Source organism: Gemmatimonadaceae bacterium, from assembly GCA_035533015.1.
Taxonomy (GTDB): Bacteria; Gemmatimonadota; Gemmatimonadetes; order Gemmatimonadales; family Gemmatimonadaceae; genus JAGWRI01.
Genome location: DATLUQ010000002.1, coordinates 18,440 through 31,241, shown reverse-complemented (window position 1 = coordinate 31,241; position 12,802 = coordinate 18,440). Strand labels below are relative to the sequence as shown.

11 protein-coding genes and 4 tRNA genes are annotated in these 12,802 nt (G+C 68.0%); all 15 read left to right on the top strand.

Features of this window, described 5'->3' with window-relative positions; all coding sequences use genetic code 11:
- Positions 1–79 precede the first annotated feature (79 nt).
- The 15 genes from uvrA to VNF92_00240 all read left to right on the top strand — a co-directional run bounded on the left by uvrA (position 80) and on the right by VNF92_00240 (position 12,749).
- Positions 80–2,926: an excinuclease ABC subunit UvrA gene (uvrA, locus tag VNF92_00310; GenBank protein ID HVA56309.1), complete on the top strand. Its 2,847-nt coding sequence runs from the start codon at positions 80–82 to the stop codon at positions 2,924–2,926.
- 50 nt (positions 2,927–2,976) lie between these two features.
- Positions 2,977–3,645 (top strand): L-serine ammonia-lyase, iron-sulfur-dependent subunit beta, encoded by a 669-nt coding sequence (gene sdaAB / locus VNF92_00305; GenBank protein ID HVA56308.1) that lies wholly within the window; start codon positions 2,977–2,979, stop codon positions 3,643–3,645.
- 1 nt (position 3,646) lies between these two features.
- Positions 3,647–4,531 carry an L-serine ammonia-lyase, iron-sulfur-dependent, subunit alpha gene (gene sdaAA, locus VNF92_00300; GenBank protein HVA56307.1) on the top strand — a complete coding sequence of 295 codons (885 nt, stop codon included), beginning with the start codon at positions 3,647–3,649 and terminating at the stop codon, positions 4,529–4,531.
- 2 nt (positions 4,532–4,533) lie between these two features.
- On the top strand, positions 4,534–5,436 hold the full coding sequence (locus VNF92_00295) for an FkbM family methyltransferase (GenBank protein HVA56306.1): 903 nt from the start codon (positions 4,534–4,536) through the stop codon (positions 5,434–5,436).
- 126 nt (positions 5,437–5,562) lie between these two features.
- Positions 5,563–5,967, top strand: a complete 405-nt coding sequence (locus VNF92_00290) for a YbjN domain-containing protein (GenBank protein ID HVA56305.1) — start codon at positions 5,563–5,565, stop codon at positions 5,965–5,967.
- Positions 5,968–5,970: 3 nt separating this feature from the next.
- On the top strand, positions 5,971–6,753 hold the full coding sequence (locus VNF92_00285; GenBank protein HVA56304.1) for a PspA/IM30 family protein: 783 nt from the start codon (positions 5,971–5,973) through the stop codon (positions 6,751–6,753).
- The gene (locus VNF92_00280) at positions 6,750–7,871 is read left to right on the top strand and encodes an AI-2E family transporter (GenBank protein HVA56303.1); all 1,122 of its coding nucleotides are present in this window, start codon (positions 6,750–6,752) and stop codon (positions 7,869–7,871) included. The genes VNF92_00285 and VNF92_00280 overlap by 4 nt, the downstream gene beginning before the upstream one ends.
- A gap of 16 nt (positions 7,872–7,887) precedes the next feature.
- Positions 7,888–8,937, top strand: a complete 1,050-nt coding sequence (locus VNF92_00275) for a DUF1611 domain-containing protein (GenBank protein ID HVA56302.1) — start codon at positions 7,888–7,890, stop codon at positions 8,935–8,937.
- Positions 8,938–9,095: 158 nt separating this feature from the next.
- Positions 9,096–9,791: an ATP-binding cassette domain-containing protein gene (locus VNF92_00270; GenBank protein HVA56301.1), complete on the top strand. Its 696-nt coding sequence runs from the start codon at positions 9,096–9,098 to the stop codon at positions 9,789–9,791.
- A gap of 32 nt (positions 9,792–9,823) precedes the next feature.
- A complete protein-coding gene (locus VNF92_00265; GenBank protein HVA56300.1) occupies positions 9,824–10,693 on the top strand; it encodes a mechanosensitive ion channel family protein in 870 nt (289 codons plus the stop codon).
- An 8-nt stretch (positions 10,694–10,701) separates the two neighbouring features.
- Positions 10,702–12,120: a cysteine--tRNA ligase gene (gene cysS / locus VNF92_00260; GenBank protein HVA56299.1), complete on the top strand. Its 1,419-nt coding sequence runs from the start codon at positions 10,702–10,704 to the stop codon at positions 12,118–12,120.
- A 101-nt stretch (positions 12,121–12,221) separates the two neighbouring features.
- Positions 12,222–12,294: transfer RNA gene (locus VNF92_00255), tRNA-Thr, on the top strand.
- Positions 12,295–12,351: 57 nt separating this feature from the next.
- Positions 12,352–12,434, top strand: a tRNA-Tyr gene (locus VNF92_00250).
- Between the two features lie 42 nt (positions 12,435–12,476).
- Positions 12,477–12,549: transfer RNA gene (locus VNF92_00245), tRNA-Gly, on the top strand.
- A 127-nt stretch (positions 12,550–12,676) separates the two neighbouring features.
- A tRNA-Thr gene (locus VNF92_00240) sits at positions 12,677–12,749 on the top strand.
- The last annotated feature ends 53 nt before the right edge of the window (positions 12,750–12,802 follow it).

The window sequence follows — 12,802 nt, the reverse complement described above, 5'->3', positions numbered from 1 at the left end:
TTTGGAGAAGTTGCCGTAACATAACGTCCTACCCCCCCGGCTTGTCTCCCCCCGGAGGATCGGCCAGCTTTCGCTGGCTATGGCTGAAGATGCTCTGATCGTCCGCGGCGCGCGGGAACACAATCTGCAGAACGTCGACGTCGCGATCCCACGCGACCGGCTGACGGTGATCACGGGACTGTCCGGGTCGGGCAAGTCGTCCCTGGCCTTCGACACCATCTACGCCGAAGGACAGCGACGCTACGTGGAATCGCTGTCCGCCTACGCCCGGCAATTCCTCGGCCTGATGGAAAAGCCCGACGTCGACTCCATCGAGGGGCTGTCGCCGGCGATCTCCATCGAGCAGAAGAGCGCCGGACACAATCCTCGGTCCACCGTCGGTACGGTCACCGAGATCTATGACTACCTGCGCCTGCTCTACGCACGCGCCGGTACGCCGCACTGCCCGACGTGCGGGCGACCGGTGCAGCGCCAGAGTGCGGCGCAGATCACCGACGCCTTGCTCGGGTGGCCCGACGGCGCGCGCATCGAGATCCGCGCCCCGCTGGTGCAGGGGCGCAAAGGGGAGTTCCGCGAACTGTTCGAGTCGGTGCGCAAGCAGGGGTTCATTCGTGCCTACGTAGACGGCGAACTGATCGAGATCGCCTCGCCGCCCAAACTCAATCGCCGCCAGAACCATACCGTCTCGGTGGTCGTGGACCGCACGACGGTCCGCGCCGACGACCGCGCCCGTCTCACCGACTCGATCGAGACGGCGCTCAAGCTGGCCGACGGCATGGTCGAAGTCCACGACCCCGGGCGCAAGACCACGGAGGTCTTCTCCGAGCGCTACGGTTGCCCCACCTGCGGCACCTCGCTCCCCGACCTCGAGCCGCGCCAGTTCTCATTCAATTCACCGTATGGCGCGTGCCCAGGGTGCGGGGGGCTGGGCACACGGCGCCGCGTGGTCGAAGCGCTCGTTCTCGGCGACGCCCGTATCTCGATCCTCGAAGGCGTCATTCTCCCATGGGGCGAACCCACCGGCCAACTGCGGCGGGTGATTCTTCCAGCCCTGGCGCGCAAGTACAAGTTCGACCTCAACACGCCGTGGGGCGACCTGCCGGCCGACGTTCACGAAGCCCTCCTCTATGGCGACGCTGCCCACAAGGGCGGCCGTAAGTCGGAGGTCGAGTGGGAGGGGGTGATTGCCAACGTCGAGCGCCGGTACGAGGACACGGGCTCCGATGCCATACGGCTCGACTTGCAGGAATACATGCTCGAGGTGCCGTGCGAATCCTGCCACGGCTACCGACTCAAGCCCGAGTCGCTCGCCGTCACGATTGGCGGCCACAATATCGGCGCCGTGGCCGACCTGCCGATCGCCGCCGCGCGGACGTTCATCGACGGCCTCGCTCTGCGTCGCAAGGGAGTGCCAGGCCTCGACCCGGAAATCGCCGGCCCCATCCTCAAGGAAGTGTCGGAGCGCCTGCGCTTCCTGGTCGACGTGGGACTCGACTACCTCACGCTCAGCCGCTCGGCCGAGTCTCTGTCCGGCGGCGAGGCCCAGCGCATTCGCCTCGCCACGCAGATCGGATCGCGGCTCGTCGGCGTCCTCTACATACTGGACGAGCCGAGTATCGGCCTGCACCAGCGCGACAACGCCCGCCTGCTCTCCACGCTGGAGCAGCTGCGCGACCTTGGCAACACGGTCATCGTCGTCGAGCACGACGAGGAAACGATGCGCGCCGCCGACCACGTGATCGATCTGGGCCCCGGCGCCGGGAAGCACGGCGGCCGCCTCGTGGCCGAGGGCACGGTGGACGACATCATCCGCACCCCCGGCTCGCTCACCGGCAAGTACCTGAGCGGCGAGATGCGCATCGAGACGCGCGCCACCCGGCGCCCGTTCGATCCCGACCGCGTGATTCGCATCGAGGACGCCGAGGAGCATAACCTGCGCGGCGTCTCGGTCGAACTGCCACTGGGCCTGTTCGTGGCCATCACCGGAGTGTCGGGCTCAGGTAAGTCCACGCTGGTCGAGGACATTCTGCACCGCGCGCTGGCCCGGCACTTCTACCGCGCGCGTACCATCCCGGGCAAACACGGGCGGATCACCGGGCTGGAACACATCGACAAGGTCATCGACATCGACCAGAGCCCGATCGGACGGACGCCGCGCTCCAACCCGGCCACCTACACCGGCCTGTTCACCCCGATCCGCGAGTTGTTCGCCGAGATGCCCGAAGCCAAGATCCGCGGCTACGGTCCGGGGCGCTTCTCGTTCAACGTGAAGGGCGGCCGCTGCGAGGCCTGCCAGGGCGACGGGCTGGTGAAGATCGAGATGCACTTCCTGCCCGATGTGTACGTGCCCTGCGAGGTGTGCAAGGGCAAGCGCTACAATCGCGAGACGCTCGAGGTGCGCTTCCGAGGCAAGAGCATTGCCGACGTGCTCGAGCTGACGGTGGAAGATGCGCTGGAATTCTTCGAGAACCAGCCGCGCATCCAGCAGAAGTTGCAGACCCTGTATGACGTGGGGCTCGGATATGTGCACCTGGGCCAGAGTGCCACGACACTTTCGGGGGGCGAGGCGCAGCGCGTGAAGCTCGCCACCGAACTCGCCAAGCGCGACACCGGCCGCACCCTGTACATCCTCGACGAGCCGACCACGGGTCTCCACTTCGAGGACGTGCGGCTGCTCCTCGACGTGCTCCACCGGCTCGTGGATCGCGGCAACACCGTGCTCGTCATCGAGCACAACCTCGACGTGATCAAGACGGCCGACTGGATCGTGGACCTGGGGCCCGAAGGGGGCGAGCGGGGCGGCGAGGTCGTGGCCGTTGGCACTCCCGAAGCCGTGGCTGCGGTCGACGCGTCCTACACCGGCCAGTTCCTGCGCACACTCTTTTCCCGTTCCCGGGGTACATCCAAGAAGCGACGCACCGGCTAGACGACGTGTCGCGCACCGCGGCAGGCGACTCCTCCACCGCTTCCCTTCGTATGGTCTCTCTACTCGACATCATCGGCCCCGTCATGGTCGGGCCGTCTTCCTCGCACACGGCGGGCGCCTGCAAGCTCGGGCTCATCGGGCGGTCCCTCGTGGGCGGCACCCCCGACCGCGCGCGCGTGGAACTACATGGATCGTTCGCGCGCACGGGCGAGGGGCACGGCACCGACAAGGCCATCGCCGGCGGGCTGCTCGGGTTCCGCCCCGACGACGAACGGCTCCGCGACGCGCTCGAGATCGCCGAGCGCGACGGCGTCGACTACCGGTTCGAGAAGACCACGCTGGCCGACGACGCCCATCCGAATTCTGCGCGCATCACCGTCGAGCGCGGCGACCGACAACACGTGATGGTCGGTGCCTCGCTCGGTGCAGGGCGCATCCGCATCGGCGAGATCGACGGGTATCCGGTGGAAGTATTAGGTAATAGCTATACCATCGTGCTTCTCGCCGAGGATATCAGGGGCTCGGTGGCCCGCATCACCGCGCGCCTGGCCGACGACGGCCTCAACATCGCCGCGCTGCGGCTGAGCCGGAAGCACCGCGGCGGCGATGCTCTCATGGTGATCGAAGTCGACGAGGCGCCCGACGTCGCGGTCCGCGACCACTTGCGGGCGTTTCCATGGGTGCGCTGGGCCCACCGCCTCGAGAAAGTGAGCGCCTGACGTGTACCGAGCGATCGCTGACGCCATCCGCGACGCCCAGGCGCAGGGCAAGTCCCTCGCCCGGGTCGCCCTCGAAGCCGAGGCCCTCGACCAGGGGCGCCCCGTGGAAGAGATCCGCGACGCCTTGCGCCGCGCGCTCGTCGTCATGCGCGGTGCCGTGGAACGCGGCCTGGCCGGCGACCTCAAATCGGCGTCGGGACTGGTGGGCGGCGACGCCGCCAAGTTGCGCAGCGGCCCTGCCGGCCCACTCTCCGGTACGCCGTTCCGCGACGTGCTCGCGCGCGCCCTCGCTGTGCAGGAGGTGAACGCGGCCATGGGCGTGATCGTCGCCGCCCCCACGGCGGGCGGCGCCGGCGTGCTCCCCGCGGTGCTCACGGGGCTCGCCGCGGCCCGGGGGATCCCCGACGACGCCGTCGTGAATGCGCTCGCCACCGCTGGCCTCATCGGCGCCGTCGTTGCCGAACGCGCGTCGCTCTCCGGCGCCGAGGGCGGCTGCCAGGCCGAGACCGGCGCCGCCGCCGGGATGGCGGCCGGCGCGGCAACCGAGATGCTCGGCGGCACGCCAGCCCAGGTCGGGCACGCGATCGCGCTCGCCCAACAGGCCACGCTCGGCCTGATCTGCGACCCGCTGGGCGGCCTCGTCGAGCTGCCGTGCGTGTTCCGGAATGCCACCGGTGCTGCCATCGCACTCGCTGCCGTCGAGATGGCGCTGGCCGGCATCGAGTTCGCGATCCCAGCCGACGAAGTGATCGATGTCATGGGTGAGATCGGCCGGGAGATGGACGTACGGTACCGCGAGACCGCCGGGGGCGGACTCGCCGCAACCCCCACCGGGCGCCGGCTGGCGCGCGGGCGGCTGGTCCAGATCAAACGCGCGGGCGCCTGAACGTGAGTCTCGCGGCGGCGGTGCGCGGGCTCGCCAAGCCGCACTACCTGTTTCGGCCGTCGCAACTCGTACGCCGGGTGCTTTCGCGCCGTCGCCACCGCGGTCGTGATCGCGTGACCGTCCGGCTGCCGTGGGGCATGCCGATTCGCTGCTTCGCGGGCGACGCCATAGGTCTGAGCATTCAACAGCTCGGCGTGTTCGACCTTCCCGTGGCCGAGGTGCTGTGGCGGCTGGCCGACCCGGGAGAACTGGCGCTCGACGTCGGAGCCAACATCGGACAGATGACCGCGCTGCTGGCCCGACGCGTCGGACCGGCGGGGCGGGTCATCGCGTTCGAGCCCAACGCCGGCGTGCGCGCGGAGCTGGCGTTCAACGTCGACGCCTGGCGTGCCGACCCCGCGGCGGCGCCGATCGACGTCTCAGCAGCCGCGTTGTCGGATCACGACGGCTACGGCGAATTGCTCATGCCGCCGTCGTTCGAATGGAACCGCGGCATCGCAGAAGTGGTGGGGCCTGGCGACCCTCGGCAGGGTGAACGCCAGCGCATCCAGCTGGCACGGCTCGACACGTTCGTGCCGCAGCCGGCGGAGGTCGGGGTCATGAAGCTGGACGTCGAAGGGCACGAGTCCGCGGTGCTGCGTGGCGCCACGGCGCTCCTCGCCGACCGCCGGGTGCGCGACGTGGTGTACGAAGACCACGCCCGCTACCCAACCGCGGTCTCGCAGTTGCTCGAGAACCTGGGGTACGCAGTCCTCGCGATCGGCGCGACGTTCTGGGGGCCCCTGATCGCCCCGGCGTCGGGCCCCTCGCACGTGCCGGATTGGGAGAGCCCGAGCTATCTGGCCACCCGCGAGCCCGAGCGGGCGCGACGCCGGCTGACGTCGCGTGGCTGGCGCATTCTATAAGAAAGAGCGCGCCGGCATGCCGGCCGTTGCCCCCCTTCCAGCCCGGCGGTAGTTTGACCACGGCGGTTGAAACGCCGCACGGCTCCATCCGTAGGGTCTGGCAAGCGCATTCACGGGATCGCACCGATGGTGACCAAGGAAGAAATCGAAGGCTATCTCGACCGGCTGGAGGTGGATGGGGCGACCCACACCGAAGTCGAGCCGGGCCTCTGGGTGGTGAAGCCCGGGGGCTCCCAGGATTTCGATGTCGTCGTCCACTACTCCCCGCCCGTAGTCCTGCTGCGGGTCAAAGTGATGAGCTTGCCCAAGCAGAATGGGGCGTTGGCCACATTGAGCCGCCGTTTGCTCGAAATGAACGCTGGCGACCTGCTGCACGGATCGTACGGCATCCAGGGCGATTCAGTCGTGCTCACCGAGGCGCTCGAGTTGGAGCACCTTGACTACGAAGAGTTCCTGGCGAGTTATGAGAGCATGACCCTGGCCCTGGCGTCACACATGCGCGAGCTCGGCGCGTTCCGCGAGGCACACTGACCCATGGGGATTTTCGATCGACTCTCTCAGATGCTGCGTTCGAACATCAATGATCTGATTTCGAAAGCGGAAGATCCCGAGAAGATGCTCACGCAGATTCTCGCCGACATGCGCTCGCAGCTTGCCAAAGCCAAGCAACAGGTCGCCACCGCGATCGCGGACGAGAAGCGGCTGCGCGACCAGGCCGATGCGGAATTCACGCAGGCCCAGGATTGGGAGCGCCGGGCCATGCTCGCCGTGCAGGAGAACCGCGACGATCTGGCCAAGCAGGCGCTTGTCCGCCAGGCCGAGCACGCGAACAACGGCCAGCAACTCGCGCAGACCTGGGAGGCCCACCGGCTCGAAACGGAGAAGCTCAAGAACTCGCTCCGCGATCTGAACGACAAGATCGAGGAGGCGAAGCGCAAGAAGAACCTGCTCATTGCGCGGCAGCGCCGGGCCCAGGCCCAGAAGCGCATTGCCGAGACGATGTCGTCTCTTTCCGAGAAGTCGGCGTTCGAGGCGTTCAGCCGCATGGAAGAGCGCATCGAAACCAATGAGCGACAGATCAAGGCCGCCACCGAGATCGACGAGGAGTTCTCGGGCGACACACTGCAACGCGAGTTCAAACAGCTCGAACGCGGTGCCGTTTCGGGCACGGTCGACCAGCAACTGCTCGCCCTCAAGCAGAAGATGGGAATGCTCCCCGCCGGATCGTCCGCCCCTGCCAAACAACTCGGGCGTGGTGACGACGAGACGGTTCCTGCCGACATCGAGGAGTTGCCGGAAGAGAAGAAGACGAGTTGAGCGAGCAGCCCGCACGGCGCTTCGCGTACGCGCCCCTGCTCACCGCGACGGTCCTGACCGTCCTGCTGCTCTGGCTGGTCGGATCCGTGGCCGACGTGTTGATGCTGCTCTTCGTCGGCATCCTGCTCGCCGTGTATCTGGACGCGCTGGCAGCCGCGCTCCGCCAGCGCCTGCACGTGCCGGGACGCATCGCGTTCCTGGCCGCGCTCTCCGTCAGCCTCGCCGCCGTCGCGCTGCTCTTCACCATCCTCGTGCCCCCGCTGGTGACGCAGACGCAGCAGTTGGTGGGGTTGCTGCCGCAGTACGTCAATCAATGGCAGCAGAACCTGGACGTCATGCTTGCCCGCATCCCCGCGCTCGCCGGGGTGATGGCTCCCAAACAGCAGAGCATCGTGCTCGGCATCTACGATCAGGTCGCCGGCGCCCTCCAGAACGTCGTGCCCAAGCTGTTCGCGGGCGTGCACGCCTTGATCAGCATCTTTTCCGTGGTCGTCATGGCGATCTACCTCACCGTCGCCCCGACCACGTATACCGATATCCTGGAATCGCTCTTCCCGCCCGCGCGCCGCCCGTTCGTCAATCACATCCTCGGGGAACTGGGGGCCACGCTCCGGGCGTACATCGTCGGCCAGCTGTTCACGATGACGTTGCTCGGCATCCTCACGGCGATCGGGCTGTATCTGCTCGGCGTCCCGTACGCGCTCACGTTCGGCGTGTTCACCGGGCTCGCCGCGATCGTGCCGTTCTTCGGCACGCTGCTGTCCACCACACTCCCCGCGCTGTTCGTGCTCAACACGCCGGGCGGCGGCACCCGCGCCATGCTCGTGCTCGGGCTGGGCGTCGTGATCCACCTCATCGAAGGCAATGTCGTCGCTCCATTGGTCATGTCCGAGAAGGTGGACCTCCCACCAGTACTGAGCATCACCGGTGTACTCGTGATGGGCGAGCTCCTCGGCGCTCTCGGCCTCCTCATCGCAATGCCCACGCTCGCCATCGTGATGGTTCTCGTGCGCCGCGTGCTCGTGCACGGGATCTATGAGGGAGGTCTCATCGTCGATCCCCTCGCCGCCCGAGTGCCCTCGGCGGCTGGGCCCCAACCACCGCTGCCCACCCCCTGACCTCACCGCTTTCCCAATGACTCGCGACCCCCGATTCCTCGTGCTGGCCGAGGGGTCGTTCAATCCCCTCCGCTCCAAGACCGCCAACGCCTGCATCCGCTACTCTCCGCAGCGCGTGGCCGCGGTGATCGACTCCACGCAGCGCGGCAAAACCGCCCAGCAGGTGCTCGGCTTCGGCGGCGCGATTCCCGTCGTCGGATCGATCGATGAAGGGCTGGCCCGCAAGCCCAACGCGCTCCTCATCGGGATCGCACCGCAAGGAGGACAGTTTCCCGCTGAGTGGCGCGGCATCGTCCTGCGCGCCCTCGACGACGGGCTCGACGTGTGGAGTGGCCTCCACGCGATGCTTGGCGACGACGCCGACCTTGCCGCCCACGCCGCGCGCTCGGGCGCCGAGATTCACGATCTCCGTCGTCCACCCAGGGACCTCGACGTGGCCCGCGGCCGCGTGCGCGAAGTGGCTGCTACCGTCGTGCTCACCGTGGGCACCGACTGCAACATCGGCAAGATGACGGCTGCCCTCCAGCTCCTCGATGGACTCCGCGGCAAGGGCCACCGCGTTGCCTTTGCCGGCACCGGACAGACCGGCATCCTCATCGACGGCAAAGGCATCTCCGTGGACGCCGTCGTCGCGGACTTCATCGCCGGCGCTGCCGAGCGATTGGTCCTCGACTCGGCGCGAGACGCCGACATCGTGCTCGTCGAGGGGCAGGGGTCGATCATCCACCCCAGCTACTCGGGCGTGACCTACGGGCTCTTGCACGGATCACTGCCCCACGCCCAGGTGATGTGCGCCCAGCCCACACGCACCGCCATCCGTCACAACGAATGGGTGCCGATCCCGCCCCTCGCCGAATTCATCCAGCTCCACGAACGCGTCGTGCTGCGCGCCGCGCCGGTGATCGGCGTGGCCCTGAATACGTATGACCTGGACGACGCGTCGGCGCGCGCCGCCGTGACGCGCGCGGCACGGGACACCGGACTGCCGGCCACCGATCCAGTCCGCTTCGATCCCGCGCCCGTCGTGGACGCAATCGACGCCTTCCACCGCAGCCGCCCGCGATGATCTGCAGCGGGCCCCGCCGGCCCGAGACGGGCGCGCCTTCGCGCGCCCGTTCTTTTTTGTGCCCTCAGGCACGGATCCGGTGCCATCCACGGTGGCGCGGCGTGACACACTGAGCGTACCCGGCGCCAGCCGGCGTCCACTCCAGCCGGGCCCTGCTCATGCTCTTCACCGCACGCAACCTCAAGAAGGGCTACGCAGCCGGAATGCCGGGCTGCTCGGCCACTGCCCGCGTCCTCTGCGGTGTGAACCTCGAGTTGGACGGCGGGCAGGTGATCGGCATCGTCGGCGCCCGCGGTGCCGGCAAGACCACGCTCGTGCGCTGCGCAGCCGGCCTCGCGCGGCCTGATGCCGGCGCGTTGCACTGGCACGAATCGGCGCGCCGGGCGAGAATCGTCGCGTTAGCACCGGCTGCCTACCCCTTCGAAACGGCGCGTGACGTGGTCAATCGCGCCTGTGGCGACCCCGCCGTGGAGCCGGACCGGCTCGCCGCCGTCCTGGCCGAGCTCGGACTTACCGCACGGCTGGGCGCCGAGCAGGCGAGCCTGACCACCGATGAGCGCGCCCGCCTTGCCCTGGCCATCGGACTCGCCACTCCCCACCCGCTGCTCCTGCTCGATGGCACGCCCGATGCCTTCGCCGCCATGGCACGCCCCATCGTGCGGCGTCTGCTCGAGGGCCACGCCGCCACCGGTGGCGCGGCGCTACTCGCCGGCCGCGACTCGCAAGCGGTGCTGGATCTCGCCCCCCATGTACACGAGCTTCGCGAAGGATACCTGCGCCCGTGGGGAGCCTGCGAGGACAGGCAGCCCGCGGCCCGCGTCGCCGAGCGCCGCATCGCACCGTCGATCCGTTGACCGTCGCGCAGGGGGTCGCCTAGCTTCACCAAATGCCCCACCTGAACCTGCTCCCCCTCCAGGCCGCCACGCACCTCCCGCAAACGTTCGACGCGCTCATGGGCGCGCTGAGGGAATTCGGCGCGACGCTCGTCGTCGGCGGCATCGCCTGGATCGCCGTGCGCATCGTTGCGACGCGCATCGAGCGCATGGCACGCTCTGCCAAAGGCGAGGAGTGGGGGCCTGCCCGCGAACAGCGCGCGCGGACCTTGGCGGTGCTGCTCCGCAATTCGGGGCGGGTGGTCGTGGTGGTTGTTGTGGTCATCATGTCCATGCGTGCCTTTGGACTTGATACGAATCCCCTGCTCGCCGTGTCGGGTGTGCTCGGGCTCGCCATCTCGTTCGGGTCGCAGAGCCTCGTGCGCGACTACGTCACGGGATTCTTCTTCCAGTTCGAACACCAGTTCGGACTTGGCGACGGCGTGCGTATCGGGACGGTCGAGGGTACGGTCGAGGACCTCACGCTGCGCCTGGTGTACGTGCGCGCCGCGACCGGCGCGCTGCACATCATCCCCAACGGCCAGATCCTGCAGGTCACCAACCTCTCGCGCACGTGGCGGCGTGCCGGGGTGAGTATCGACGTGCCCTGGGCCGGCGCCGAGACGGCCGCCAAGAGCTTGGCCCGCGTGGCCGCCGAACTGGCGGCCGACGCGAGTTGGAAGACCCGGTTCCTCGATCCGCCCGCGGTCACGGGCATCGAGAAATTCGGAGCGGGCACGGTGACCCTGGGCATCGCCGGGCGCACCAGACCTGCCGACCTCGACGCGGCCTCGTCGGAGTTGCGGCAGCGCGTGCAGGTGGCGTTCGAGCGCGACGAGGTGCCCACCATACCGGTCCCCGTTGTGCCGCCCGCTACATTGTGAAGACCGCCATGACCACGCCCGAATTCCGCCTCTACAACACGCTCACCCGCCGGGTCGAGGTGTTCGCGCCGGCCGACGGCGACACGGTGCGCTTCTACAGTTGTGGTCCCACCGTCTACAACCCGGCGCACCTGGGCAACTTCCGCACCTTCCTGTTCAATGACCTGCTGCGGCGCGCTCTTCGTTTGCGGGGTTGGCAGGTGCGTCAGGTGATGAACCTGACCGACGTCGACGACAAGATCATCAAGCGAGCCAATGAGCAGGGCAAGATGATCGGCGACATCACGGTGCCCGTCACCGAGATCTTCCAGGCCGACCGCCGCTATCTGCGCATCGAGGAGGCCGAGGCGTATCCCAAGGCCACGGAGTACATCCCGCAGATGATCAGGTTGGTCGAACGGCTCGTGATGGCTGGCGTGGCGTACCAGGCGGAGGACGGCTCGGTGTATTTCGCGATCGGACGCTTTCCGCTGTACGGCCGGCTGTCGCGGCTCGATACGCGCGAGATCAAGTCGGGTGCACGTGTGGCGCAGGACGACTACGCGAAGGAGAACGCCCAGGACTTTGCCTTGTGGAAGGCGGCCAAGGAGGAGGACGAGCGGGTTGGCGCCGCCTGGGACTCGCCCTGGGGGCGCGGGCGCCCCGGATGGCACCTCGAGTGCTCGGCTATGGCCATGGACCTGCTGGGCGAGACGCTCGACATCCACACGGGCGGGGTGGACCTGATCTTCCCTCACCACGAGGACGAGATCGCGCAGTCCGAGGCAGCCACCGGAAAGATTTTCGCTCGTTGCTGGTGCCACGGAGCCTTCCTGCTTACGGATGGTTCCAAGATGGCCAAACGGGTGGGCAACGTGAGCACCGTGCAGGGGTTGCGCGAGGCCAACGTATCGGCGGCCGCGATCCGACACTTCATGTTCAGCGCGCACTACCGCAAAGAGTTGAACCTGTCGGACGAGGCGCTGGACGCCAGCGCCGAGGCGGTGCGCCGGGTGGGTGACTTCGCGGAACGCTTGAGCCGGGCCAGCGGAGCGACGCCTGCGCTGGCCGCGGCGTCTGCGGCGGCCGAGGTGGCGTTCACCTCGGCGATCTACGACGATTTGAACGCCCCGAGGGCCATGGCAGCGGTATTCAGTTTCATCACGGCGGCCAATGCCGAGTTGGATCGGGGCGGGGCGGATGTTGGCGCCCTGGTCGAGGCGCGGCGGGTGTTCGAGGTCATGAATGGGGTATTGGACCTGATTCCAGGCCGAGCGATGGACGATCCGGGGTTGGTGGAGTGGGTGGAGGATCGTCTGGCGGCTCGGAAGGCGGCCCGGGGTCGCCGGGACTTCGCTGAGGCCGACCAGATCAGGGCCGAATTGGTGGGCCGGGGGATCGCGATCGAGGACACGCCGGCGGGTACGAAGTGGAAGCGGGTGGGGTGAGCGCGGGATCAAGCGTTTGCCGATAAGTCAGCATGGGATCGTGGCTTGACACTTGCGTAGCCGTCTGGTATTCTACGAGTCTCGCGCAGAACGGCTCGGTCGCTGACGTAGCTCAACTGGCAGAGCACCTGATTTGTAATCAGGCGGTTGCGAGTTCGACTCTCGCCGTCAGCTCTCGATCGAACGTGGCACGCGAGGTCTGGCGCGCGGGCGATGGTGGGCGCGTTTCGCGGTGGGGTACCCAAGCGGCCAACGGGAGCAGACTGTAAATCTGCCGGCTTATGCCTTCGAAGGTTCGAATCCTTCCCCCACCATCAGGGATGCGGTGCAGAGCCATGGCGGGGGCGCAGGGCAACGCGGGAGTAGCTCAGCTGGTAGAGCGCAAGCCTTCCAAGCTTGATGTCGCGGGTTCGAGCCCCGTCTCCCGCTCTGGGGGGTCGCTTTCGGGCGGCGGACAATTGACGGATGCGGATCAGTTCGGCGGGCCGCCGCAGCAGTCGTGGCGGCTCGTGGCTTCGGTGGGGCCCGCGATGGCGGGGCGGGGGAGGGCAGCGTCGCTCGCGTAGCTCAGTTGGTAGAGCACACCCTTGGTAAGGGTGAGGTCATCGGTTCAATCCCGATCGCGAGCTCTGGCAGGTCGACTGGCAGGTGCAGCACCCCGCGGGTAGCGCCCGCGGATAAC

Excerpts from the sequence above, each read along its gene's own strand:
- VNF92_00285 (HVA56304.1), top strand. The coding sequence starts at position 5,971 with ATGGGGATTTTCGATCGACTCTCTCAGATGCTGCGTTCGAACATCAAT.
- cysS (HVA56299.1), top strand. The coding sequence starts at position 10,702 with ATGACCACGCCCGAATTCCGCCTCTACAACACGCTCACCCGCCGGGTC.
- sdaAB (HVA56308.1), top strand. The coding sequence starts at position 2,977 with ATGGTCTCTCTACTCGACATCATCGGCCCCGTCATGGTCGGGCCGTCT.
- VNF92_00275 (HVA56302.1), top strand. The coding sequence starts at position 7,888 with ATGACTCGCGACCCCCGATTCCTCGTGCTGGCCGAGGGGTCGTTCAAT.
- VNF92_00290 (HVA56305.1), top strand. The coding sequence starts at position 5,563 with ATGGTGACCAAGGAAGAAATCGAAGGCTATCTCGACCGGCTGGAGGTG.
- VNF92_00270 (HVA56301.1), top strand. The coding sequence starts at position 9,096 with ATGCTCTTCACCGCACGCAACCTCAAGAAGGGCTACGCAGCCGGAATG.
- VNF92_00265 (HVA56300.1), top strand. The coding sequence starts at position 9,824 with ATGCCCCACCTGAACCTGCTCCCCCTCCAGGCCGCCACGCACCTCCCG.
- uvrA (HVA56309.1), top strand. The coding sequence starts at position 80 with ATGGCTGAAGATGCTCTGATCGTCCGCGGCGCGCGGGAACACAATCTG.